The organism is Pseudarthrobacter sp. TRD_SC_9 (assembly GCF_055361265.1).
Window position 1 is genome coordinate 2,760,116 of sequence record NZ_CM143956.1, and the last position, 25,402, is coordinate 2,785,517.

Annotated in this window: 20 protein-coding genes; 6 read left to right on the plus strand and 14 right to left on the minus strand. The window is 63.8% G+C overall.

Going from position 1 to position 25,402, the window contains the following annotated elements; genetic code table 11:
• Positions 1-3 precede the first annotated feature (3 nt).
• The 3 genes from ACWA13_RS12805 to galU all read right to left on the minus strand — a co-directional run bounded on the left by ACWA13_RS12805 (position 4) and on the right by galU (position 2,563).
• Entirely contained in the window at positions 4-735 is a 732-nt protein-coding gene (locus ACWA13_RS12805) for a hypothetical protein (protein ID WP_463934583.1), read from the minus strand.
• 298 nt (positions 736-1,033) lie between these two features.
• Positions 1,034-1,651 carry a GNAT family N-acetyltransferase gene (locus ACWA13_RS12810; protein WP_463934584.1) on the minus strand — a complete coding sequence of 206 codons (618 nt, stop codon included), beginning with the start codon at positions 1,649-1,651 and terminating at the stop codon, positions 1,034-1,036.
• A 6-nt stretch (positions 1,652-1,657) separates the two neighbouring features.
• Positions 1,658-2,563 carry a UTP--glucose-1-phosphate uridylyltransferase GalU gene (gene galU / locus ACWA13_RS12815; RefSeq protein ID WP_463934585.1) on the minus strand — a complete coding sequence of 302 codons (906 nt, stop codon included), beginning with the start codon at positions 2,561-2,563 and terminating at the stop codon, positions 1,658-1,660.
• A 73-nt stretch (positions 2,564-2,636) separates the two neighbouring features.
• On the opposite strand from galU, the gene ACWA13_RS12820 reads away from it, so the two are divergent.
• The 3 genes from ACWA13_RS12820 (at position 2,637) to ACWA13_RS12830 (ending at position 4,644) form a co-directional block, all read left to right on the plus strand.
• The gene (locus tag ACWA13_RS12820; protein ID WP_463934586.1) at positions 2,637-3,269 is read left to right on the plus strand and encodes a 5-formyltetrahydrofolate cyclo-ligase; all 633 of its coding nucleotides are present in this window, start codon (positions 2,637-2,639) and stop codon (positions 3,267-3,269) included.
• 119 nt (positions 3,270-3,388) lie between these two features.
• The gene (locus tag ACWA13_RS12825; RefSeq protein ID WP_463934587.1) at positions 3,389-3,676 is read left to right on the plus strand and encodes an FmdB family zinc ribbon protein; all 288 of its coding nucleotides are present in this window, start codon (positions 3,389-3,391) and stop codon (positions 3,674-3,676) included.
• Positions 3,677-4,053: 377 nt separating this feature from the next.
• Positions 4,054-4,644: an RcpC/CpaB family pilus assembly protein gene (locus ACWA13_RS12830; RefSeq protein ID WP_463934588.1), complete on the plus strand. Its 591-nt coding sequence runs from the start codon at positions 4,054-4,056 to the stop codon at positions 4,642-4,644.
• A gap of 20 nt (positions 4,645-4,664) precedes the next feature.
• Here the strand turns inward: ACWA13_RS12830 and ACWA13_RS12835 are convergent, their stop codons facing one another.
• From ACWA13_RS12835 to ACWA13_RS12865, 7 genes are all read right to left on the minus strand, one after another.
• Complete coding sequence (locus ACWA13_RS12835) at positions 4,665-8,945, minus strand: AAA family ATPase (RefSeq protein WP_463934589.1); 4,281 nt, start codon at positions 8,943-8,945, stop codon at positions 4,665-4,667.
• Positions 8,946-9,060: 115 nt separating this feature from the next.
• Positions 9,061-10,650: a glutamine-hydrolyzing GMP synthase gene (gene guaA / locus ACWA13_RS12840; protein WP_463934590.1), complete on the minus strand. Its 1,590-nt coding sequence runs from the start codon at positions 10,648-10,650 to the stop codon at positions 9,061-9,063.
• 82 nt (positions 10,651-10,732) lie between these two features.
• Positions 10,733-11,239: a DUF3817 domain-containing protein gene (locus ACWA13_RS12845; protein WP_463934591.1), complete on the minus strand. Its 507-nt coding sequence runs from the start codon at positions 11,237-11,239 to the stop codon at positions 10,733-10,735.
• Positions 11,236-12,114 (minus strand): SURF1 family protein, encoded by an 879-nt coding sequence (locus ACWA13_RS12850; RefSeq protein WP_463934592.1) that lies wholly within the window; start codon positions 12,112-12,114, stop codon positions 11,236-11,238. Before ACWA13_RS12850 ends, ACWA13_RS12845 begins: the two co-directional genes overlap by 4 nt.
• Before the next feature lie 61 nt (positions 12,115-12,175).
• Positions 12,176-12,664, minus strand: coding sequence for a PTS sugar transporter subunit IIA (locus ACWA13_RS12855; protein WP_463934593.1), 489 nt, complete (start codon positions 12,662-12,664; stop codon positions 12,176-12,178).
• Between the two features lie 45 nt (positions 12,665-12,709).
• Entirely contained in the window at positions 12,710-14,449 is a 1,740-nt protein-coding gene (locus ACWA13_RS12860; protein WP_463934594.1) for a glycerol-3-phosphate dehydrogenase/oxidase, read from the minus strand.
• A 134-nt stretch (positions 14,450-14,583) separates the two neighbouring features.
• Entirely contained in the window at positions 14,584-15,720 is a 1,137-nt protein-coding gene (locus ACWA13_RS12865; RefSeq protein WP_463934595.1) for a GuaB3 family IMP dehydrogenase-related protein, read from the minus strand.
• Between the two features lie 166 nt (positions 15,721-15,886).
• On the opposite strand from ACWA13_RS12865, the gene ACWA13_RS12870 reads away from it, so the two are divergent.
• The 3 genes from ACWA13_RS12870 to ACWA13_RS12880 are packed head-to-tail and all read left to right on the plus strand — an operon-like array spanning position 15,887 to position 18,066.
• The gene (locus ACWA13_RS12870; RefSeq protein ID WP_463934596.1) at positions 15,887-16,738 is read left to right on the plus strand and encodes a WXG100 family type VII secretion target; all 852 of its coding nucleotides are present in this window, start codon (positions 15,887-15,889) and stop codon (positions 16,736-16,738) included.
• Between the two features lie 51 nt (positions 16,739-16,789).
• Positions 16,790-17,413 (plus strand): hypothetical protein, encoded by a 624-nt coding sequence (locus ACWA13_RS12875; protein ID WP_463934597.1) that lies wholly within the window; start codon positions 16,790-16,792, stop codon positions 17,411-17,413.
• Between the two features lie 5 nt (positions 17,414-17,418).
• Positions 17,419-18,066: a hypothetical protein gene (locus tag ACWA13_RS12880; RefSeq protein WP_463934598.1), complete on the plus strand. Its 648-nt coding sequence runs from the start codon at positions 17,419-17,421 to the stop codon at positions 18,064-18,066.
• 35 nt (positions 18,067-18,101) lie between these two features.
• Here ACWA13_RS12880 and ACWA13_RS12885 read toward each other — a convergent pair whose 3' ends face one another.
• The 4 genes from ACWA13_RS12885 to ACWA13_RS12900 all read right to left on the minus strand — a co-directional run bounded on the left by ACWA13_RS12885 (position 18,102) and on the right by ACWA13_RS12900 (position 25,390).
• On the minus strand, positions 18,102-19,958 hold the full coding sequence (locus tag ACWA13_RS12885) for an ABC transporter ATP-binding protein (protein ID WP_463934599.1): 1,857 nt from the start codon (positions 19,956-19,958) through the stop codon (positions 18,102-18,104).
• Positions 19,959-19,963: 5 nt separating this feature from the next.
• Positions 19,964-21,475: an IMP dehydrogenase gene (gene guaB / locus ACWA13_RS12890; RefSeq protein ID WP_463934600.1), complete on the minus strand. Its 1,512-nt coding sequence runs from the start codon at positions 21,473-21,475 to the stop codon at positions 19,964-19,966.
• Between the two features lie 216 nt (positions 21,476-21,691).
• Positions 21,692-23,656 carry an acyltransferase family protein gene (locus ACWA13_RS12895; protein ID WP_463934601.1) on the minus strand — a complete coding sequence of 655 codons (1,965 nt, stop codon included), beginning with the start codon at positions 23,654-23,656 and terminating at the stop codon, positions 21,692-21,694.
• A gap of 210 nt (positions 23,657-23,866) precedes the next feature.
• A complete protein-coding gene (locus ACWA13_RS12900; protein WP_463937928.1) occupies positions 23,867-25,390 on the minus strand; it encodes an ATP-dependent DNA ligase in 1,524 nt (507 codons plus the stop codon).
• Positions 25,391-25,402: the final 12 nt, after the last annotated feature.

The window sequence follows — 25,402 nt, forward strand, 5'->3', positions numbered from 1 at the left end:
GGATCAGGCGCGGCGGCGCTGGAGGACGTCGTCGAGGTTGCTTAACGCGCTCGAAGGTTTGGCTGGCGCCGCAATCCGCGGCTCGGCGGCTGCAGACTGCTTAAGCGGAGTCTTGGCGCTGGCCTTTGGTGCCTCGGGAAGTTCCAGCGGCTCCGGCGCGGGACGCTCGGCCTTTGCTGCATCCACGTACACGGGCTTGGGTACCTCCACGGGCTCCCAAGGTGTCCCTGATGGCTGGCCGACTGGCTTGGACCCGGCGGACGGATCGCCTGCAGCAACGGCAACAGCCAACGCTGCGGCCCGCAGCTCGTTGGGTGTGAACGGTTTGACCGTTTCCTGTTCCGACTCGGCGTCGAACGGAGCAGCGGACGTTTCAGCTGCTTTTGCAGCCGACGAGGCAGGCGATGCAGCGGGTTTCTGTGGCACCGAAACCCGAGTGGCTTCCGGAGCGGAGGACATGGCATCTGCAAATGCCCTTTGCATCTTCGTCCGGCGATCACGGACGGCGAGGGTACGCAGGAGGGCAACGGATGCTACAGCGATCAATGCGGCCACGGCAGGAACGGCACCACTCACTACACCAAAGGCCAGGAGCAGCACGGTCACGACAGCGGTCAACGACGCAAGAAGCCCTACTGCAGCGATGGCACACCGGCCATAGCGGATCCGGAACGTGCCCGGGCCGCGGGTTGCGGGCACGCCGGCTTCGGGTGCGGTGCTTTTCCTGTTGTCCATGACTGTCTCCTGCTGGGAGGCCATTGTCATGACCATCCCGGCTTGCGGGTCTGATGAAGGGGCGGAAAACCTCTCCGCCGTTAATTCCCCCGCCGCCTGGTGGCGTAGACGGTTACGAAGGAAATGCGGGGCAACCCAAAAAATCCACAGCGCAACAGTGATGACGAGAATCACTGAGCTGCTAAGGGGAAAGTCCACACTCAAAACCGTATGAGCAATCGGCGGCTGCCCGCGGCATTAGCAGCGGTGTGTCGCGTCGAACGTGTGTGAACGGATCAAAGAACTACGACGGCGGCACTCAACGCCGCGAGTCCAGCCACCTTTTCAGGACGCCGTCCGGAACTTCCTCCGTGGTCAGTGCAAAGGAACGGTGATCGGCCCATTGCCCGTTAATGTGCAGGAACCGCTCGCGGAGGCCTTCGTCACGGAAGCCGAGTTTCTCCACGACGCGCAGGCTGGGGCCGTTTTCCGGCCTGATGTTAATCTCCATGCGGTGCAGGCCCAGGGTGTTGAAGCAGTGGTCGGTAGCCATGGCCACTGCTGTGGGCACGATTCCGTGCCCGGCGCGGCGATGGTCAATCCAGTACCCCAGGGTGGCCATCATGGCCGAACCCCAGACGATGGAGGACACGGTCAGTTGGCCCACTATCTGCGGCTTGCTGTATCCGGGCGTCCACTCGGTGATCAGGAACGGAAGGGCCGTCCCCTGGGCAGCCTGGCTTTTAAGCGACCTGACCATGTGCCGGTAGCCTGGCAGCCACCCTCCAGGCGCCGGGTTTGACGCCTCCCACGGCGCCAGCCACTCGGAGTTCAGTGACCGAACATGCATCCACTCTTTTTGGTCCCGGTACCGAATGGGACGCAGGACCAGGTCACCGTGTTCCAGCGTTACCGGCCAGATGGGGCTGCCCCGCACCGAAGGCTAGTCAGACAAGCCGGCAGCGAAACCGGGCAGCCACTCGCGCAGGCCCGGTCCCAGGTCATCGCTGTCGATGCCGAGCTGGATACATGCCTTCAGGTAGCTCAGTTTGTCTCCGGTGTCGTAACGACGGCCGCGGAAGACCACGCCGTAGACGCCATAGCCTTCGCCTTCGCCTGCTGCCAGTTCCTGGAGGGCGTCGGTGAGCTGGATTTCATCACCGCGGCCAGGGGCGGTGTTCTCCAAAACGGAAAACACCGAGTGGTGCAGGACGTAACGGCCAATGACGGCCAGGTTGGACGGCGCGTCTGCCACGTCCGGCTTTTCCACCAGTTTGTTGATGCGGAAGTAGTCCTCGCCGTCGATTGCTTCAATGTCCGCACAGCCGTAGGCGCTGATCTGAGATGGATCCACCTCGATCAGGGCCACGACCGAACCACCGGTCTTGGCCTGGACATCAATCATGACGCTCAAAAGTTCGTCGCGGGCATCGATCAGGTCATCACCAAGGAGTACTGCGAAGGGCTCTTCACCCACGTGCTGCTGGGCACGCAACACTGCATGCCCCAGCCCCTTGGGGTCGCCTTGGCGGACGTAGTGGATGTCACCGAGGTTGCTGGCTGCCTGGATGGAGGCGAGCTTGGCGGTGTCGCCCTTGGCCTCAAGTGCGGCTTCCAGCGTGGGCACGCGGTCGAAGTGATCCTCCAGGGCCCGCTTGTTCCGGCCGGTGATCATCAGCACATCGTGGAGTCCCACGGACACGGCTTCTTCCACCACGTACTGGATGGCCGGCTTATCAACAACCGGAAGCATTTCCTTCGGCATCGCCTTGGTGGCGGGCAGGAACCTGGTGCCGAGTCCCGCGGCAGGGATAACGGCCTTGCGTACTGGAGCGTTAGTGGTAGTCACTGGACTAATCTAACGGAGAGCACAGACATCCGGTAAACGTACTAGATCAGCAACAGCAGGGAAAGAGGGCACAATGACTCCCGATGCCGCCGCGGCCAAAGCCGAAATCAGGGCCCGGCACCGCCTGGCGCGCGCCCTGCACGCTGGCCAGGACCGGGAAGCCCAAGGCGCTGGCATTGCACGGCATGGGCTGGCATGGGCCCGGACGGTTGCCCGTCCCGGGTTTACCTCCTTCACCGTCTACCTCGGCGTGGGCACCGAACCGGCCACCGGCGCCCTCCTGGAGTCCTTACACGCCAACGGCTACACCGTGCTGCTGCCCGTCTGCGAACCTGGCCGCCGCCTGCTTTGGGTGGAATGGACCCCGCACTCCACGTTTGCCCGCAGCCGCTTCGCCCCGGTGATGGAACCGGTTGGTCAACGGCTGGATCTGGAGGCTGCCACGTCGGGCCGCCCGGGAGTGACGGGACTGGCCGGAATTATCCTGCCGGCCACCGCCGTCGACCGGTCCGGCAACAGGATCGGCCAGGGGGGTGGATATTACGATTCCTTCCTGGCCCCGCTCCGGGAGCAGGGAAATATCCCGCCCACCATTGCTGTTGTTTACGACGACGAAGTCCTGCCCGCCGGCACCATCCCCGCCGAAACGTTCGACGTGAAGGTTCAGGCAGCCTTGACCCCCGGTGGACTCGTCGCCTTTTTCTAGACGGGCCCGGCCCGTCCAGTGCTAGAATTAGCACTCAGGCCCTGAGACTGCTAAGGCTGTGGAGAGATCCCCGGCGCCGGCAGGCAGGACCTTACGTTTGCCCCAGAGGAGGATCATCAGTGCCCACGTATGCATATGCCTGCAAAGATTGCGGTAACGACTTCGACATCTTTCAGTCTTTCACTGACAGCACACTGACCGAATGCCCTGAATGCCAGGGCTCCCTGCGCAAGAAGTTCAACAGCGTCGGCGTCGTCTTCAAGGGCAGCGGCTTCTACCGCACCGATTCGCGCGATTCGAAGGGCAGCACTGTTTCCGCAGCCCCGGCTGGCGCCTCCGGCGCGCCTGCGGCTCCGTCACCTGCCCCTGCCCCTGCCCCTGCTGCAGCGGCGGCAACGGCGGGCTAGGCGCCCTGCCTTCACCTGGGGCAGCTTTCTGCTTCCGGGCTATTCACAACACCACGGGTTATCCACATACGACGTCGGACCCCTTCAGCAGGTGCGGTACGCGGACCTACGGTTCCTGTATGCCAGTCTTCCCGTACACGCCAGCAGACCCGCAGCCGGATGCTGCTCCCCGTCGCCGGGTGCGCCCTTCGGATACCTGGGCTTCCCATAGCCCGGCAGCATTGCAACGTCCCCTCCCAAGCGCCTCCAGAACGCAGGCCCTAAAAATCCTGCAGTCTCGATTCCGGGGACCCGGCAATCGTGCGGCCGGCACCCGACACCACTCACCCGCCGGCATTCTTGGTTGGCTTCGGGGCAGGCGCCGTCTTGCCATAGCAATGTTGTTATCCCTGGCTGCCGGGCTGACAGTTCACCAGCTCACGCCCGCTCCCATCAGTACAGCCACGGTTCTCGCCGCGGCACGTGACCTCCCGGCAGGCGCCACCCTTGGCGCCACGGATCTGAGGCAGTTAAGCGTTCCCCCGGAGCTCCTGGTGGACGGGACGTTCACCGAACTGCCTGCCCTCACAGGAAAGCAACTGGCCTCACCGGTCCTTCAGAGCCAAATCCTTACCACGGCCCAGCTAGTGGGCCAGGGCCTCCTTGCCGGAGCACCGGAGGGCTCTGCCGCAGTTCCGCTGAGAATGGCGGACCCTGCGTCCATCCAGCTCCTGTCCCCCGGCCAGCTGGTGAACATCGTCAAATCTTCAGACGGAGGCTACGGCAGCGGCGTGCCTTCGGAGGTTCTTGCAGAAGGCGTGGCCGTCCTATGGACCTCAGGCAAGGGCGGCGAAAGCAGCGAATGGCTGGGATCAGGTGAGACCGAAGGACTGGTGGTGGTAGCTGCCAGCCCCGCCCAGGCCGGGCGGCTGGCCGGAGCCTCCAGCCAGGGAAAGCTGTTCTTTGTGATGGTTGGCGCGGGCCCGTAAGTACCGCACCCCTTCAGTGCCTAGCCCCAGTGCGGCGGCTTCTGCTCCCGCAGCCAGGCGTCGTGATCGTGGTCCGAGGTGTCACCCCAACGCCGAGGATCATCCTCGGCGGCTTTGTTCGGAACCAGGCTCACGGCGTGGAGCGGCTGACGATCCGAATCCTGCCCGACTGCCGGTTCCCCGTCAGAGGCTGCGGACGAGGAAGCTGCGGAGGTGGCAGCTTCGGAGGGGCCTGATTCCTGCGCGGCTCCTGTGCTTGCCGGAACTGCTGAAGCTTCGGTGGCGGAAGCATCGGCGTCGTTCGCGTGCTGCTGGTTCATGATGTGATCCTTCCGGCCGGCCTCTTCATCCTGGCCGGCTGGTTCGCGCTTTTCGTGATGGCCGTGTCCGGCGGCCGCCGACTGATGGCCCTGGCGCTGGCGTCGGCCGCCCTGCTGGCTGCCTGACTGCACGGCGGCGTGGTCGTTCGCGGCGCTTTCCAGCGTCAGGCGCTCAACGTCGTCATCGAAGAACCCGCCCGCAGCGCCATGCCGGGCTGTTACGGGAACGTTCTCCAATCCAAGATAACCCGCGATGCGGTCAGCACAGGAGGAAGGATCCGTAAAGACTTCAATGGTCCACAGTGGCATGTAGCGCCAGCCTAGTCGCTCCAACAGTTGCGGGCGCAGGCGGCTCCGTTCACGCACACTCATGGCCCGGTACCGTTCCGTGCCATCAGATTCAATAGCAGCCGGCCGCGGGATCTCGCTGTCGTCCTTGCCCATGGTGCTAAGGGGATCCGCTGCAGCGGCAACGTCCAGGACGCCGTCGTACTGGTGCCAGACCCTGGCTCCGCGGGCCCGAAGGCGTTCAGCGAGGTCGGCGACCAAAGGATCGGCGCCCAACGACTGCTCGCTCGCCGCCGCACGGGAGACAGGGCTTCCCAAGTCAGAGTTTCCGGCAATTTCCCGGTCCAGCAGCTCGTACAGATCAACGGCACCGTGGCTCAGCCGGGTCCGGTCCAGGTCTTCGGGCCGGAAGCAGCTCAGGACGTGCATGGAGCGCCGGGCGCGAGTCATGGCCAGTGCAAACTTCGCCCGACCGCCCTCGGCTGACAGGGGTCCAAACCCGTGCAGGGCGCGGCCATGCGGGGTGCGGCCAAAACCTGGGGAGAAGATGACGTGGTCACGGACCATTCCCTGGGCCCGTTCCAAATCCACCACGCGGAAGGATTCGCTGCCGGCCGAGAAGAAACCGGAAAGGCCGGGATAGTTGGGCAGCTGCAGGCGGATGGCCTCACCGATCCTGGCAGCGTGGCGCAGGCTTGCGGTAACAACGGCCAGCGACGTGCGCGGCCGCAGACGAGCATGCTCGAACACCAGCTCCACCACGCGGTTGACTTCGGCCACCACGGATTCCACACTGTCGTGGTCTGCACTCGGCAATCCGGTGCCGTCCGGCAGGTACTCAACCACAAGGGAGCGATCCAGTCCGGTGGCGGTCTGGCCCTCCGGAAGGCGACGGAGCCCGCCGTCGTAAAAGCTCCTGCTCAGCTGAAGGACCAGGTCTTCGTCGATGGCCCGGTACACAGACCGCAACCGCCAAGCCGGCAGCACTTTGGACAAGGCTGCGAAGGCGCTTTCCACCTGCTGATGGGCAGATTCACCGGCCGCCAGCCTCTCCACGCCAACGGTAAAGGTCCGCGGGCTGGCGATGCGGTCGTCGCCGAAGGCAATAACCTGCCTGGCGCGCGCGATGGCCGGCAGCACCGCCTGCAGGGAGGTCGCCTCGGCGTCGAGGATGATGACGGCGTCAAAACCCTGGCTGGCCGGCAGTAGGCCGGTCATCAGGTACGGGCTGACCGCCCAGACCGGCACCAGCGTGGAGACCATGTCCGGTGCAAGGGCGCCCAATGCTCCAAGCGTTACACGGCCATCCTTAAGCAACCCGCGGAGTTGATCGGCCTGCCTGGGTTCGCTGCCAATTGCGGTGCGCCAGCGCTCGGCCAGAGTCCAACGCAACCGTGCCGCCCCGCTGGCGATGTGTGCGTTGTCAGCCAGGCGGTACTCGGCCTCCAGCTTGCGGAGGGCATCGCCGTCGGACATGGCCAGGTAGTCGTCGCCGCTGATCATGGCTTCAAGGACCGACTGCCACCAGGCAAGATCCAACTCGGCGGCCACGGCTTCTGCCGGAACTTCACGTTCGGCAAGGTCTGCCAGCAGCTCACCCAGCCCGTGCTCCCGCATGTTTTCCACCAACAGGGTGCGTTCCGGCAGGGTGTTCAAGGAACGGGTGTCCGCGGCCAGCGCTTCAAGACGCGCCATCAAGTCCTGATAGGGAGTGGATTCCAGGGCGCCCCCGGCTTCTGTGTGCTTCAGGGCTTCGCCCAGACCCGTCAGCTCGCGGCCCAGTGAGCGGTACATAACGTTGATCTCGGCCAAGCCGGACGGCACTGCCGGATGCCGCTGGGTTGTGGCGTATCCGGCCCAGAGAGCCCGCTGGTCCTGCACCAGCACCAGCGAACTGTGCAGATCTGCAATATGGACGCCCGGACGAACATATTCCTTGGCTACCCGCCGCAGCCGCGAACGCTGCATGGACGCCATCTCGATATTGCGTTCCCGGCGCCAGGCTGAGGACGCGGTAGCTGAAATGAGATCGTTGACGGGCCTGTCGAAAATGTCCGGCGTGAACTTGTCCAGGCTCTCACGTACAGCGATGAGCAGATCCAGCTGCTCGCCCCATTCAGCGAACGTGGTGCCAAGCCTGATTTCCGCATGGTCGGCAACTGCCTTCATGCGGTCGCGCAACAGCGGGAGGTTCTTTTCCACGGAGCGCGCCAGCTCCTGCGCCTCTTCAGTTTCCTTGCGTGTGAGCAGCCGTGCTCCGTGCCAGGGGCTGGCGGTGGAGGCCTTGCTGAAACTGCCCAGCTCTGCCGCCCGCTTCAGCCGGCCGGCAAGTTCGCTCCGGTCGCGGATGCTGTCAAGGACGCTTCTCTTCAGGCGCACTGTGGTGGCAGGAGCGGGCTGGATGGACGTCAGCTCGGCCAGGGACTGCATGGCCTGGTAGGGCGAGCAGCCCCAGCGCTCCCGCACGTTGTGCAGCGAGGACACGTGATCCACAAGGGCGTGACGATGTTCGGTGAGGGTCTTGTGCAGGTTGTCCAGCTGCGGTTCCAAAGACTTTTCGTTCCGGACAATGGCGCGGACCAACTGGGCCTTCAGCTGCTGAGGCGAACTGTTGCCGGCCAGCTGGAGGAGCGCGGAATCCAGGCCACGGCCTTCGAGCTGGGCCGCCACCTCGTTGAGGCTGGCCCGCCGGTCCCCTACCACCAGGACGGTCTTGCCGGCGTCAACCAGCGTGCCGATGGTATTGATGACAGTCTGCGTCTGCCCGGTTCCTGGCGGCGAGCTGACCACCAAGGAGTCGCCGGCCCGTGCGGTATCAAGGACGTACTGCTGGTCCGCGTCGGCGTCCAGAAGCAGGAGCTCATCGGCAGGGTGGCGTTCATCGACGCCGGGAAAACGTTTGGGGTCCGCTGGTTCGACGGCGGGGGCCTCACCTGCTGCTGCCTTGGCGAGGGCGGACACGAGCGGATTGCGCTCATTGATCCAGGGGTCATCCAGGTTCCCGGACAGGTCCGCGAAGGTCGAAACCAGGAGATTGTGCTGGACCTCGGAACCGTGGATCGGCTGGACGATGGCCGCGAGCCGATCCAAAACGGGTTGAGGGTCGAAACGGGCGGTGCTGTAGGCCATTCGGGTCAGGTTGTTGACGTCGAAGACGATACCGTGGATGTTCTTCAGGTGCCGGACCAGGGCAGGGTTCAGGCTGGCCTGTTCGGTCAGCTGGAGTTCGTAGTCGTCCTCGCCCGGGCGGATAGTCAGTGAGATTCCGGCAAGCATCACCGGGGCCGAAACGCGTTGCGGCTTCCCCCCGACCGCGGACGTCCATACAACCGTGCCTGCGGAAAAGTAACCGGCGTCGATGCCACGGTCATTGCCAAGTTCGAAGATCTTGGAGCGGAGGTTCCGCGAGGCCCTGGCGGCGACGACATACTGCTGCCTGTCGCGGATCAGTGTGGAGAGGCGCGTGCGTCGCCCTGCCATCAGCTGCGCCAGACCGGAGGGATGCGCAGATGTCAGATCGATGCAGCCTTCGGGTGTTTTAGTGAAACGCAGCAGTGTATCTGCCCCGGTGACAGGTTTGAGCCCCGAGAGCCATTTCCGGAACTCCTCAGAACCCTCTGTTTGGCCTTGACCAACTGACACTACTGCCTTCTTTTCTGCGTTTACACGTGACGCCCTGGACCATACCGGCATGCATTCGAGAGTAGCCGGAATCCGCAGGCAGTGAGAGACCGCAACACTGTATGGAACGAATTGACCTTGGAAAGACGAAGCGGCCGGCCCCTTCCGGGGCCGGCCGCTCACATCGTTATTCCCACTCGATGGTTCCCGGCGGCTTGCTGGTCACATCCAGCACCACGCGGTTGACGCCGTCCACCTCATTGGTGATGCGGTTGGATATGCGGGCCAGCAGGTCATAGGGAAGCCTGGACCAGTCGGCTGTCATGGCATCTTCGGAAGAGACCGGCCGGAGCACGATCGGGTGGCCATAGGTACGTCCATCGCCCATAACACCCACACTGCGCACGTCCGCAAGCAACACCACGGGCATCTGCCACACTTCGTTGTCCAGCCCGGCAGCAGTCAGTTCCGCGCGGGCAATGGCATCGGCTTTTCGCAGCAGGTCCAGGCGTTCCTTCGTGACCTCACCAACAATGCGGATTCCCAGGCCAGGGCCCGGGAAGGGCTGGCGGCCGACGATTTCCTGCGGCAGGCCAAGCTGTGCGCCAACGGCACGGACCTCGTCTTTGAACAAGGCACGCAACGGCTCCACGAGCTCGAACTGCAGATCCTCCGGGAGGCCGCCCACGTTGTGGTGGCTCTTGATGTTCGCTGCGCCTTCACCACCGCCGGATTCGACGACGTCCGGGTACAGGGTGCCCTGAACCAGGAACTTGATCTTCTCGCCATGCGCGGCGGCCTCGGCGATGATGGCGCGCTCGGCTTCCTCAAAGGCGCGGATGAACTCCCGGCCGATGATTTTGCGCTTGGTTTCGGGATCGCTCACGCCGGCCAGGGCGGCCTGGAAGCGCTCCTGCTCATTGGCAACGTACAGCTTGACGCCGGTGGCCGCCACGAAGTCGCGCTCCACCTGTTCGGCTTCGCCTTCGCGCAGCAGTCCGTGGTCAACGAACACGCAGGTCAGCTGATCGCCGACAGCGCGCTGTACGAGAGCTGCGGCTACTGCCGAGTCAACGCCGCCGGAGAGGCCGCATATGACCCTGGCGTCGCCGATCTGTTTGCGGATGCGGTCAACCTGCTCTTCGAGGATGTTGCCCGTAGTCCAGTTGGGCTCCAGTCTGGCGCCCTTGAACAGGAAGTTCTCGAGGACCTGCTGGCCATAGGCGGAGTGCTTGACCTCCGGGTGCCACTGCACACCGTAAAGGCACTTTTCCTCGTTGGCGAAGGCCGCAACTTCGGCACCGGCGGTGGTGGCCAGCACTTCAAAGCCTTCCGGAGCCTCATGCACGGAATCGCCGTGGCTCATCCAGGTTTTCTGGTGCTGCGGCATTCCTTCGAGAACGGAGCGTCCCTCACCCAGGAGCGTGGTCTCTGTGGAGCCGTACTCGCGCAGGCCGGTCTTGTCGACCTTGCCGCCAAGGGCGTTGGCCATGGCCTGGAAGCCATAGCAGATACCGAAGACGGGGACGCCGGCTTCGAAGAGGTCGGAACCAACGCTGGGGGCGCCGTCGGCATATACGCTTGCCGGACCGCCGGAAAGGATGATGGCGGCGGGGTTCCTGGCCAGGAGTTGCTCGGTGGTGTACGTATGCGGAACCACTTCCGAATACACATTCGCTTCCCTGACGCGGCGGGCTATCAGCTGCGCGTACTGGGCACCGTAGTCAACAACCAGCACCGGCTTCTGGGAAGTCTGGGATGCAGTGGGAGTAGTCACCGATCAAGACTACTTGGCGCCGCTGCCCCCGCGCATCTTCAGGGGCTCCGCTGTGACGCAGCAGACTTCCCCGCAGCGGCAATCAGTACCGTTTCGAAGCTGCGGGATTCGCTGCGAGTTCGGCTTCCACCTCGCGATGGAACTTCTTCTCCACGATGAAGGACAGGAACGGGACCACGCCGCCCAGTGCCAGCACGATCATCTTGACGAAGGACCAGCGCATCAGTGACCAGAGCCGGAAAGTGGCCATCAGGTACACCACATACATCCAGCCGTGCACAATCAGGACCGTTACGGAGAGGTTGAGGCCGCCGATCACGCCGGGCGGTTCAGCGTCGGCAAACCCGAGCCCGAATGATTGGCCGGTCACGGCATCGGTTCCGCCGGCGAACAGGTAGCTGCCAAACCCATAACGGGCAATCAGCTCGGCGCACAGCAGCAGCAGCATGGCCCCGGTCAGGTACGCGAGCACCTTGTAAAACGTAAGGGCGGAGCGAATCTGCGCTGCCGTCCCCCCGAAGCGGCGTTTCTTGGGCCGGGGGGCACTGGCAGACTCTTCGGCGGGGACGGCCGGTTTGGGGTCGATCATTGTGTTACCTCGCTGTGGTGTGTAGGGGGAAGAGGGGGATGGTCACCGCCAGCGTCACGGTGGTAGTCACCGCCGTCTTCGTGGTCTTCGTCGTCGTCCAGTTCCTCTTCACGGTCCCGGTTGTAGTCGTCTTTGACCAGCCGCCACCAGATGAACAGTGCGAACCCGGCGAAGACAACCCACTCCACAGAGTAGAAAAGATTGAGCCAATTGACCTTTTGCGCGGGCGGCTGCGGACCGATCTCCAGGGCCTTCAGGGGACTTTCGACGGCGGCAGCGGAAACATCTGCGCCGGCCGCCAGTTCAGTGGTTGCGGAAATAAACGCCGGGTAGCTGCTGACGTTCCATTCGTTGATCAGTTCCGCGGTGGAGACGGCGCTGGCCCGGCCCGGCCCTGGATCGGTATCGGCAAGCGGGGCCTCGGACGGCAGCAGCCGTCCGGTAAGGCTGATGGTTCCCGACGGCGGTGCCGGGGCGCTGGCAGGATCCGCCACCCAGCCGCGCGCTACCGGGATCCAGGTATCGGGCGAGGCAGCCACGCCTTGCAGGACAGGGGCGCCGTCCACCTTAAAGGCGTCAACCACCCAATAGCCTTTGACGCCGTCATTGAGCCGCTCCGCCACCAGTACCTGCCTGGCGGGGTCATAGGATCCGCCGGCCGTGACCATCTGGTCGGCCACGGAACCTGGGAAGAAGCTGCCGGGCTCCAGGGTTTCAGTCAGCGGGCGTACGTCTTCGGTAGCAGGGTTGACCGGAATCTCGGGCGTGGTTGAACGGCCGAACTGCCATTGGCTAAGGAGGACAAACACCCCGGAAACAACGATCGCAAAAATGAAACCTGCGATCCACTGCGGCTTAAGGGCTGTTTTCCACACCCCTTAACCGTACTTCGTTCCGCTGTAGAACAACTAAACGTGGAGCCGGCCGGCCATCCGGTCAGTGATCGAAGAAGACCAGGCTGGAATTGATGAGCTCGGCAATAACCTCGGCGTCGTATGCACGGCGCAGGGACTCCCGGAACGATTCCTTCGATAGAGACCTGGCCAGGGTGGCCAGGACCTCAAGGTGCTCGGAGAAGGAACTGGCCGGTGTGGCGATCAGCAGGATTACAGTTGCAGGTCCGTCCGAGGCACCAAAGTCCAGTGCATGCCCGTACTTGGTAATTCCCACGGCAATGGACGTTTGCTTGACGAACTCACTGCGCGCGTGCGGGAGGCCGATACCGCCCGGCAGGCCGGTGGCGAGTTGGTGTTCGCGGGCGTTGACGTGGTCCAGGAACCTGGGCAGGTCGGTTACCCGTCCGGCCGCGTGGAGTCGCTCGGCCAGCTGACGCGCGGCGTCCGCTTTGTCCGTTGCGACAAGTTCCAGGACCACCATTTCCGGGGTGGTCAGTTCCGCGTCATACCGGTCAAATGGTTCCGCCAAGGCAGGTCCCTTCAAAGTGGAAGTGTTCATACATGCCGGACGGCGTCACTTCAGCGGGACGATGTCTTCCACTCCCATCCGCGCGGCGTCCGCCGATTCATCGTCCGGCTGCTGCTGGCTCAAGCGTTCGGCTTCCACGCGTGCGATGTAGTGCTTGATCTCGTTCTCGCGCTGTGCATCACTCCAGCCAAGAATGTTCCCCATAAGCTTAGCGACCACAGGAACAGCAGAAACACCCCTGTCCCAGGCCTCGATGGAAATCCTGGTCCGGCGGGTGAGGACGTCATTGACGTGGCGTGCGCCTTCGTGGGTGGCAGCATAGACGGCCTCCGCCTGCAGGTAGTCGTCTGCACCGGGCAGTGGCTCGCCCAGCGAACGGTCTTCCCTGATCAGCGCCAGCACCTCATTGGCCATAGATCCATACCGGTTAAGCAGGTGCTCCACGCGGGCAACGTGCACACCAAATTCCTCGGCCGTGCGGCTGCGGCGGTTCCAGGCCGCCTTGTATCCGGTGGCGCCCAGCAGCGGAATGGTTTCCGTGCAGCTAGGTGGTACGCGCTCGTCCATGCTCCTGGTTGCCTCATCCACGGCATCCTTTGCCATCACCCTGTAGGTGGTCCATTTGCCGCCAGCTACTACCACCAGGCCCGGGACCGGGTGTGCCACCACATGTTCCCTGGAGAGCTTGGCCGTTGAGTCGTTTTCGCCGGCCAGCAGCGGGCGCAGCCCCGCATACACGCCTTCCACGTCCTCGCGGGTGAGAGGCCGTTGCAGCACGGTGTTGACGTGTTCGAGAATATAGTCGATGTCCTTGCTGGACGCCGCCGGGTGGGCCTTGTCCAGGTTCCAGTCGGTATCCGTGGTGCCGATGATCCAGTGCCGCCCCCACGGAATGACGAACAGGACCGATTTCTCGGTGCGAAGAATGAGGCCCACTGTTGACTGGAAACGGTCGCGCGGCACCACCAGGTGGATGCCTTTAGAGGCCCGCACCTTCAGCTGGCCCCGGTCAGTCACCATGGCCTGCGTTTCATCCGTCCACACACCGGTGGCGTTAATGACCTGCTTGGCCCGGATGTCGAACGTATCCCCGTCCTCGTGATTGACCACCTTGGCGCCCACCACGCGTTCACCCTCACGCAGGAAGTTAACGACCGACATCTGGTTGACTGCGTGGGCACCATAGTGGGCAGCAGTCCGGATGAGGTTGGCCACGTATTTGGCGTCATCCACCTGGCCGTCGTAGTACCGGATGGAGCCAACGAAGGCATCCTTCTTCAGGCTGGGGGCCGCCCGCAGTGTGCCGCGGCGGCTGAGGTGCTTATGGAAAGGTACCCCCCTGCTGTGGCCGCCTGAAACGGACAAGATGTCATACAGGGCGATCCCGGCGCCCACGTACGGGCGCTCGATAAACGGCTTGGTCAACGGGTACAGGAAGGGGACCGGACGGGCCAGATGCGGCGCCAGTTCGGACAGCAGGAGGCCTCGTTCCTGCAGGGCCTCCTTAACCAGGGCGAAATCCAGCATTTCCAGGTAACGCAGGCCCCCGTGGATGAGCTTGGAGGACCTGGAGGACGTGCCGGCGGCCCAGTCATTGGCCTCGACGATGCCGACGCTGAGGCCACGCGTTACGGCGTCCAGGGCTGAGCCGGTTCCGACGATTCCGCCGCCGACGATCAGGATATCCAGCTCCTGGCCGGGCTGGCTGCTGGCCTTGAGGCGTTCCAGCGAAGCTGCCCGGGCGTCGGGCCCCAATGCGCCGTTGCTGCTCGGATCGTTCGACATCGAAAGCCTCCATCACGCGGGGTCTGGTGCCTTAACCCTACTTCGCGGAGACGGGGAAGGGCAGGGAGGACCGGCTGCGTTTATTCAGCCAATCCCCCTGCCCTTCCTGCAGTGTTCTGAAAAACGACGCCGTGCTAATTGCCTGAGTACGGCGAAACGACGACGTCCACCCGCTGGAACTCCTTCAGGTCCGAATACCCTGTAGTGGCCATGGAGCGGCGCAGCGCACCGATCAGGTTGGACGTTCCGTTGGTGTGGTGGCCCGGTCCGAACAGCACCTCGTCCAGGGGACCAACGGTTCCCACGTTGACCCTGTCGCCGCGCGGAAGTTCCAGGTGGTGGGCCTCCTGGCCCCAGTGCCAGCCCCTGCCCGGTGCCTCTTCAGCGCGCGCCAGCGCGGTACCCAGCATCACGGCGTCGGCGCCCATGGCAATCGATTTGACGATGTCCCCGGAGGTGCCCATTCCGCCGTCGGCAATGACGTGGACGTACCGTCCGCCGGACTCATCCATGTAATCGCGCCGTGCGGCGGCGACGTCGGAGATGGCGGAGGCCATGGGCGAATGGATGCCCAGGGCACGGCGCGTTGTGGTGGTGGCGCCGCCGCCGAAGCCCACCAGGACGCCGGCTGCGCCCGTACGCATAAGGTGCAGCGCAGGGGTGTAACCCGCGGCGCCTCCCACGATCACCGGAACGTCCAGTTCGTAGATGAACTGCTTGAGGTTCAGCGGCTCGTGGTCCTTGGATACGTGCTCGGCCGACACCGTGGTACCACGGATCACAAAAATATCGACGCCGGCAGCCAGCACCGTCTTGTAATGCTCCTGGGTGCGTTGCGGGGTCAGGGAACCAGCAACGGTGACCCCTGCGGCGCGGATCTCCGCCAGCCGGGAGGTGATGAGTTCAGGCTGGATTGGTGCGTTGTAAAGCTCCTGCATTTTCCGCGTCACAGCGGGGTTGCTGGACTCGCCGGACAGGGCAGCGAGTTCATCAAGGACAGCCTGCGGGTCTTCGTAACGGGTCCACAATCCCTCAAGGTCCAGCACACCCAGGCCACCTAGTCCGCCAAGCGCGATGGCGGTCTGTGGGGACATGGCCGAATCCATGGGTGCCGCAATCACCGGCATATCAAATTTGTAGGCGTCAATCTGCCATGAGACCGATACGTCTTTGGGGTCGCGGGTACGACGGTTGGGGACAATCGCGATGTCATCCAGTGAGTAGGCACGACGCCCACGCTTGCCACGGCCGATCTCAATCTCGTAAGTCACTGCTCTAGGTTATCCCAGCGCACATGGGAACATGTCCCCATCGCGGCTGGCTCCGGCAGCAGGTAGCGTGATGAACCGGTTCACTTTGCAACATTCTTAGTTCACACACATGGGGGAAATCTTGGCGCCAGGTTTGTACGGGGCAGACATCGCGCAGCTTCGGGAGTTGTCTAAATCAATGGCACAGTCCGGAACGCGGCTTCGGACCACGGAACAGCAAATCAACAGCCTCGTCGGCAGCGCCCTTTGGAAGGGCAACGACGGAGAGCAGTTCCGTCGCGAATGGAGCGGCAATCTGCGGCCTATGCTTCACCGCGCATCACAATCGCTGAGCGACGCCTCAAAGATGCTCCTGGTTCAAGCTGATGAGCAACAAAGTGCCAGCAGCGGCAGCAGTGGCCCTGGATCGTCGGGAAGCCCATCCGATACGCCAACCAGTGGGTTGGAGGGCCTCCTGTCGGTGGTTGGCAGCCCCGAATGGTGGGCAGCGAATGCCGCCGTTACCAGTGCGGGTCTCTATGCCGACGATCTGTTGGCCACCATGTCCAAGGGCGGGCTCATCACCAAACTGACCAACTGGCCTTGGTTGAACGCACAGTACGGTCAGACCCCAGGCATGGGTTACATGCGGGGAACTCAGACCCTCAATGGGACGGCGATGCTCGGCCGGTTGTCTGGAGTCTTGGGTGTCGTCACCGGAGGTTTCCAAATTGCACAGGGCATTCACACCGGAAACACGGGGATGGCCATTGACGGCGGCATTTCAGCAGTCCTGGCTGGCGGAAGCTTCATACCAGGCGTGGGCCCATTCTTTGCGGTGGCCGGCATCGCCTGGGGCGGCATGGGACTACTGGCGACACACCTCGGATATGGCTCAGCTTCTGAAATGGTCGCCGACGGCGCGAAGCACGTCTGGGAGGGGGCACAGAATGTTGCCAGCAGTGTGGCCGACGGCGCCAAGGAAGCAGTGGATGCTGTAGCCGACGGAGCCAAGAAAGTGTGGGGCTGGGTCACCTGATGATTCGATTTCCCTAGACTGAATCCGATACCCGTCTACAAAAAGGCTTTCATGACCACCCAAGACGACGCTCCCGTCCTGATCACGGAGCACGAACTCATCGCCCTTATCGCACTGGCCGGAACTACCGGTGCGCTCAAATGCCAGACCATGTTCCGCCTTGACCACGCTGCCGGCGCTCCGCTGGAGCAGGCCGGAATTGCCACTCTTATGGAGCGGGGCCTCATGACGGTGGAAAACGAGGCCCTCGTTCCGGTTGGCCCTGCGGTCGCCATAACAGGCGTGCTTGCCACGTCGGACGCCTGGCTGGAAGTCGCCCTCGTCACCCCAAAATCTGAACATGTCTACTTTCTCTTCGGCTCGGCAGATGGCGCCTTGGTCCTGAGCCTGAGCAAGTATGGAGTACACGAACTACGGCCGCTCACCGATGCCGACGGAATGTTCACGACTGCCATCGAAATGGTCAACTTCTACCTTGGCACGGCCCCGGACGGGCGTCCGGCGGCCGGCACGCTGCGCCGTCATCTTCCCGGCAATCAATTCCGGGTCGTCCACGTGAAAGCCGAACCGGATGGCTCCCTGGCGTTGGCGACTGGTGAAGGGGAAAATCTTCCCTCCGTACCCTTGCGTGCCGAAGAGCTGGATGTGCGGTTGCGTGAAGGCCTTGGACTGTAGTGCAGATGTCAGTTCCTGTTGATCGCTGGGCTCCCCAGCCCGCACATTCCCTGGACTATTGGCTCTCCCCCGAACTGGCCAGAATCAGTCCGCCAAACGCGCCGTCCCGTTTACGGCAACTGGCCGATGCCCAAGGCACCCGAGCGGCAGCCTGGAGCAGCGCGATCGCCGGCGGGTCCGTCCTTGCCATGGCGGGCGTGTTCTTCTCAGCCGTGTCAGGGAACCCTGTCGCGGGGTTGGTGCTCTGCCCCATGGGTGCCGCCCTCATGGTACTCGGCCTGATCTCGTGGAAACGGGTTCGCGGCATGCTTCCCGATACGAACAAGCTGCTCATCACCCGAGGCCCCGGTAACGTCCGCGGCGGCATCACCATGGTGGCCGTGCTGGCGGTCGCTTTGGGTGGCATCCTGTCCATCTACCTGCCATTGGCCATCGCGAAGGACGACGGTACGGCCATAACGCTAGTGGGGTCATTCGTGCTCATCCTGGCCGTCCTGGTCGCGTGCATTGTGGTCCCGTCCGCGGTGATGGGCCGGGCCCGCGAATCCTTCCGGCTGCGGGTCCAAGCGAACCCGGAACTGCGCATGGCCGTGGAAAAGGACCTTGCCACCTGGCGCGACCCGTACGGCAACGCCGGCTACGGACCGCTCTGACTCACAGCGCTGCTCCGCTGCAGAGAACCAAGGCCTCAGGCGACGCCGGCATCATCGACGCTGAGCTGCGATTCGAACATCCTGAAGTAACGGCCGCGCAAGGCCACGAGTTCCTTATGAGTGCCCTGCTCCACGATCCGGCCATCCTCGAGCATGTAGACAATGTCGGCTTTTTCGATGGTGGCCAGGCGGTGGCTGATCGCGATGATGGTGCTGCCGCGGTCCGCGAACAGCCGGGTGAAGATCCGGTGTTCAGCCAGCGCGTCAATCGCTGACGTGGGCTCGTCCATGATCATGAAGGAGGCCCGCCGGTAGAAGTTCCGGGCCATCGCCAGCCGCTGCCACTGGCCCCCGCTGAGGCCGCTTCCCTTCCGTCCGCGCGGATCCTCCATCCAGTTGCTGACATGGTTGTCCAGGCCGTTGGGCAGCTTGTTGATGAACTCCAGGGCCTCGGCATCGGCTGCGGATTTCCGGATCCGGTCATCATCGCGCGGCGCGTCGACGTCGCCGAACCGGATGTTTTCGGCAGCGGTGGCGAACTCGTACTTCAGGAACTCCTGGCTCAGAACTGCAAGGTGGCGGTGCCAGGAGGTGACGTCGACGGCGGCGAGATCCACGCCGTCGAGCATTACCTGCCCTGAATCGGGCCGGTACAGTCCGGCGAGGATGCGGATCAGCGTGGATTTGCCGGCACCGTTCTCCCCTACAATCGCAATGTGTTGTCCGGAAGCGATGGTCAGATTAATGCCCTTGATCACTTCGGTTTCGCTGCCGGTGTACGTGAACCGGATGTCACGCAGCTCCACTTCCTGCGGCGTGTCCTGGAGCGCGGGCGCGTGGTCCGAGTGCACCGGCAGCTCCATGAACTGCTCATAATCCTTGAGGTTGGCGAGGTCCTCGTCGATGGAACTCAGCGAGGACACCAGGTTGTTCGCCGTGGACAGCGCCCGGCTGACAATCTGCTGGACGTAGAGGAACTGGCCCACAGGCTGGGCATGGGCGATGATTTGGCCCACCACCCAAATCAGCGACACTACCTCGGCGCCGTACTGCAGGGCATCTGCCGCAAGCTGTTTGGGAATATAGCGCTTCTGGAAATCCAGGCGCCGTTTCTCGTCCTCGTCCCGCAGCCGGGAACGCAAGCCCATAAGATAGCTGACGATCCCGTACAGCCGCATCTCAGCGATATGCTGAGGCCGCAGCAGGTTGTTCTCAATCATGCGCCGTTTGCGCCGGGAATCCACTTGGGTATTCCAGTGCGCAATCTGCTCACGGGACAGCCTGAACTGCAGGTACACGCTGGGCACAATGGCCACCAGCACAATCACTGCGATCCACCAGCTCACCAGCAGCAGCGCGCCAATGGCCAGAATGACCGACACCAGCTGGGTGAAGATGGCAGCGATCCGGTCCAGGACCCTGGCATAGGAATCCGAAAACCGCTTGGCCCTGTCGTACAGGTCCACGGTGTCCTTGTCGTCATACCGCCAGAACTCCAGCGCCAGGAAGCGCTCGTACATCAGGTCGCCCACGATTGCCCCGACCCGGAAGCTCATCAGCTGCTGGATGTAGCGGTCGATACTGCTGAAGGAACCCCAAAAGAGCCCCAGCGCCGCGGTCACAATGACGTACACGATGGCCTGCTGCCCGGCCCCGGCATCCCCCGCATAAGCAGCTGCAAGCGCTGTAGTGGTCAACGCCGCGAAGTACGTGGTGACCAATGGCAGCGTAGCGGAGATGAGGGAGCCGACCACCTTCATGATGACGGCGGCCGGCGACGCTCTGAAACTGACCCGAAGCACCTGCGCCACCGCACGGGCGTACGGCTTCAGCGCCAGCTTGCGCTGGGGCTTCTTTCCGTTGAGCCCGGCGGGATGGCGGGGTTCAGGCATTCGGGTCAGCGTGACCCGTAGTTAGGCGCTTCCACCGTCATCTGGATGTCATGAGGGTGGGATTCCTTGAGCCCGGCAGAGGTGATGCGGACGAACTTTCCGCGGGCCTTCAGCTCAGCAATGGTCGGCGAGCCAACATAGAACATCGTCTGGCGCAGGCCACCCACCAGCTGGTACGCCACGGAGGACAACGGCCCGCGGTACGCAACCCGGCCTTCGATGCCTTCGGGAATCAGCTTGTCGTCACCGGAGACGTCCGCCTGGAAGTAGCGGTCCTTGGAGAAGGACGTGTTCTTTCCGCGCGACTGCATCGCCCCCAGCGAGCCCATGCCACGGTAGGACTTGAACTGCTTGCCGTTGACGAAGATCAGGTCGCCCGGGGATTCGTCGCAGCCTGCCAGCAGCGAGCCCAGCATCACGGTGTCGGCGCCGGCAACCAGCGCCTTGCCGATGTCACCCGAGTACTGCAGCCCGCCGTCGGCAATGAGCGGAACGCCGGCCGGAATCGCTGCCTTGGCAGACTCATAGATGGCGGTGATCTGCGGAACGCCGACGCCGGCCACCACGCGGGTGGTGCAGATGGAACCGGGGCCTACACCCACCTTGATGCCGTCGGCACCGGCGTCGATTAGTGCCTGCGCGCCTTCGCGGGTGGCTGCCTGGCCGCCGATGATGTCCACGTGCGCGGCTGACTTCTCGGCCTTGAGCCGGGCAATCATGTCCAGCACGCCCTGCGAGTGGCCGTTGGCGGTGTCAACGAAGAGAGCATCGACGCCGGCTTCCACCAGCGTCATGGCCCGCTCCCAGCCGTCGCCAAAGAAGCCGATCGCCGCCCCGACCCGCAGCCGGCCTTCGTCGTCCTTGGTGGCCAAGGGGTACTGCTCCGCCTTGGTGAAATCCTTGGTGGTGATGAGGCCCTTGAGGCGGCCCTGTTCGTCAACCAGTGGAAGCTTTTCGATCTTGTTGGTGGCCAGCTTGTGCGAGGCCTCTTCACGGCTGATGCCCACATGGCCTGTGACCAGCGGCATCTTGGTCATGACATCGCTGACCAGCCGCAACGGATAGTCGGACTCTGGCACAAAGACGGTGTCCCGGTTGGTGACGATGCCGAGCAGGCGGTTCTCAGCATCCACCACGGGAAGGCCGGAGACGCGGTACTGGGCACACAGATGGTCCAGTTCCTGGAGCGTGGCCTCGGGGCGGATGGTAAGCGGGTTCGTGATCATGCCGGACTCGCTGCGCTTGACGCGGTCCACCTGGTCGGCCTGGTCCGCAATGGAGAGGTTGCGGTGCACCACTCCCAGCCCGCCCTGGCGGGCCATGGCGATTGCCATGCGCGATTCGGTGACGGTATCCATGGCGGCCGACAGCAACGGAGTCTGCACGGTGATCCGCTTTGAGATCCGCGAGGAGGTATCGGCGTCGGACGGGATGACGTCAGTGTGTCCGGGAAGGAGCAGGACGTCATCGTAGGTCAGGCCGATAAAGCCGAAGGGGTTGTGTTCGGGCTGAGTCATGAGTGCGCCTCTTACCTTAAGTTGCCGGGTTCACGGGTAGGGATTGCAGCCGATGACCAGCCCGTCATTACGGGTCTGGCCTGTGCAGAAGTGGTCCGGCGAACTGCTGCCGGGACGGTGGAGCTGTTCTATAAATATTAGAACCTTGCAGGGAATCCCCCTATTCCGGATGCCGGGTGTGAGCAATGGCACGCGCCATCCACGGCCGGACAGGGGTCAGGTCCAGCCCGTCGCTGCCAGGAGCCGCTGCTCAAACATGGGGATCATGCTTTCCACATAGGTCCGGGTGAGATGGTTGTCGTCCTTGTAGACGTAGACGTTGCCCACCACTGCCGGGCAGGTGTCATCCACACATATCAGGTCGCTGAGGTCCATCAGGTAGAGGCCCGGAACCTGGTCCACAAACTCGCCCAACGGTGAGACTTCTGCGAGTGACTCACTAAGTGGGGCGCCGCATTCCGCTGCGGAGGGCCCTTTATGCTGAGCGCATTCGGCGACGTTGGTGGTGAACCGGGGGTTGTCCCGGATTCCGATGATTTCGATCCCGGCATCGGCAAGGGGCCGGACGCCTTCAAGGTACCCTGGCACCGCGATCTCGAACGGGGCATGTTCAAGAGTGAGCGATGCCACCGTAAATACCGCGTCGGGCCGACGCTCCAGCACGTACGCGCCGCTGGCCCGGTTGTGAGCATTGCACTCATCGCGCCGTTCAGGAGATTCGGCTCCGAAGCGGCACGCAGGCATCAGCAGCGTCACGAGTTCCCAGCCCCGGGACTCGGCGATCGGCGCCAGGGCACCGAGGTACTGCTGAGCGTGGGAGTCGCCCAGGACCACGATGCGCTTCGTGACTTCGCCGGCCGGGGTCTGCTGCTGGCAACCCTCCAGGATCGGATCCGACGGAGCATTAGGGCCGGAACAGGACTCCTTCAGGCCGGCCCAGTCGTTGGGAAGGGCTGCCGGTCCGGGGATGACCCGGGCCTCTGGGACCGGCATGCCCGCCCGCTCCGGGCTAAGCTGGGCGGCACCTGGTGTGAGCTCAGCGGACTGGGCTGCCGTAGCGGCTTCCTCGGACGTCATGGTGGTCTGCCATACGGCCGCCGGCCCGGCCAGCAGGGCTACGCACGCGGCTATGACGACGGCGGTACGCCAGGACCGCAGCTGCGGCCAACGCCAGTCCCGCAACGGCTTTTCCACAAACCGGGTTGTGAGGACGGCCAGCGCAATGGAGGCAGCAACTATCACCAGTCCCTGCATCAGGTTGGGTGCTTGAAGGTCCTTGGCCGCGAGGGCGAACACCAGGACGGGCCAGTGCCACAGGTACAGGGCGTAGGAGTTGTCCCCTAGCGCCACCAGTGGTTTCCAGCTGAGCAGGCGGTCCGCTCCATACCGGCTGCCGCTCTGGCCCGCCACAATAATGGCTGCTGCCGCGAGGGTGGGCCAGAGCGCGATGAATCCGGGGAACGACTGGTCCACCACAAGCACGAGCCCGCAGGACAGCATGGCCACCATGCCGGCCCAGCCAAGTACCAGGCGCAACATTTTGCCCGGTTTCAGGTAAGGCAGTCCCAGTGCCAGCAGCGAGCCAAGGGCGAACTCCCACAGCCTGGTGCGGGTGTCGAAGTAGGCATACGCCTGGTTCGTATAAGTCTCCTGCACCGAAAACGCCAACGACGCCGCAAATACAGTGCCGAAGACGAGCGCCAGCACTGCGGGGTAGCTCAGTTTCAGGCTGCCCGTGGGCCACCAGCGACGGATACCGGCCAGCACCATTGCAGACCCGGCGAAGATCAGTGGCCAGAGAATGAATACCTGGCCTTGGATGGACAGCGACCAGAAGTGCTGCAACGGGCTCGCCCCGGCGTGGTCCTGCGCGTAATAGTCAACGGCAGTGTCCGCCAGCAGCCAGTTCTGGTAGTAAAACAGTGACGCCCACGCCTGGTCCAGGATTTCCGCCCAGCGGCCCACCGGGAGGATTAACCAGGTGCCGGCGAGGACTGCAAGAATCACCACGACGGCGGCTGGCAGCAACCGCTTGAAGAGGTGCAGCCAGTGGCCCAGCAGGTTGAACTGCAGGCCCGCTTCCGCCTTGCGAACGAATGAAAGAGTCAGCAGGAACGCCGAGATCAGCAGGAAGATATCCACTCCCCCGGACACCCGCCCCAGCCACACGTGGTAGGTCATGACCATCAGGACTGCGAGCGCCCGGAGGCCCTGTACTTCAGGCCGGAATGATGACTTCCTGCTACGGCTGACAGATGGCTTCCCTGCCTCCTGCGATGGGACAGCGGTTCTCAGAAACGACACAAAAACCTCTCCCAGGGCAACTAAAGCATCCATTCTACCGAGCGGTAACGGCCTGACCAATCAGGGCAGGCAGAAAACGACGGCCGGTCAGGGACGCAGCAGCGCGCGCAAGGTCTGGATGGTATCGGCCTCTGCCGCCGTCTTGTCCTCGCGATAGCGCTTGACCCGCGCGAACCGAAGGGCGATTCCGCCCGGATAGCGCGAGGAACGCTGCACGCCGTCGATTGCGATCTCGACCAGGGTGACTGGCTCTACCCAGACGGTGCCTGACGTACGCCGGACCTCCAACTCCTGGAACCTCTCCGTCTGCCAGCGCAGCAGCGCGTCGGTCAGGCCTTTGAACGTCTTACCCACCATCACGTAACCGCCGGGCTCGCCGAACTCGCCGGTAGGATCCAGGGCTCCGAGGTGCAGGTTGGACAGCAGCCCGGTGCGTCGTCCCGACCCCCACTCGCATGCGAGCACCACGAGGTCGTAGGTGAGCACCGGTTTCACCTTGATCCAGTTGGAACCACGCCTGCCGGCGGCATAGGTGGATCCGACCGCTTTCACAACCACTCCCTCATGACCCGCGGCGAGCGCGTCGCGTGACACTCTTTCGGCAACAGCGGCATCCGCTGTGATCTCCCCCGGTATGCGATGCCCGGGGGCGATGTGCTCTAGGACGCCGATGCGGGCCGACAATGGCTCATCAAGCAGATCCCGCCCGTCCACGTGCAGCACGTCGAAAAACCACGGATGCAGGACTGTGTCACGTGCCGCATCCGCGCCGAACCGCGCCATGGTTTGCTGGAATGGCCGTGGACCACCGTCCTCGTCGAGGGCGAGGGTCTCGCCGTCGAGAATCACGTCGTGGACCGGCAGACCGCGCACCATCTCCACCACCTCGGGCAGCCTATGGGTCACGTCGGCCAGGTTGCGGGTGTAGATGTGCACGTCGTCGCCGACGCGGTGCACCTGAATCCGCGCGCCGTCGAGTTTGTACTCCACGGAGGCCTCCCCGGTGACGGCCAGGGCCTCGCTGACGGTGGCCGCAGTTGCAGCGAGCATGGGCTGCACGGGACGCCCGACGACGAGGCCGACTGCATCAAGCTGGGCCGGCGTGCCCGTGATCGCCAGCAGGGCAGTCCCGCCGAGATCCCCTGAGAGCATCGCCGCGCGGCGTACAACGTCCACCGGCCGATCAGCGGCCCGGGCCACTGCATCTGTCAGCACTCCTTCGAGCGCACCGGTCCGCAGCTCCCCCAGCAGCACCCCACTGATGAACGCCTGCTCGCGACCGGTGGCAGCCGCCAGCAGCGACCGGAGGGCGGCTGTCCGCTCCGCTGCAGATCCCGCCCCACTCATACCCAGCAACCTGTCCAGCGCCGCGTCAAGGTCAGCGACAGTAAGACTCGGCTCGGCGGCCGGCTCCCCCGTGGCCGTAGACATGGCGCGCCAACCGATCCCCACACGGCCCTGCCGCGGCCTGGCGGTGAGTAAACCAATGGCCGGCGCAATGTCCAGCGGTTCGAGACGGCGCAGCAGATCGGCCAGTGCGTCGACCTTCGCAAGCCGGGAGCGGGTCGACGCGACGGTCTCCGCGGTTTTCACGAGCTCGTCGAGCAGCATGGCATCAGTCTG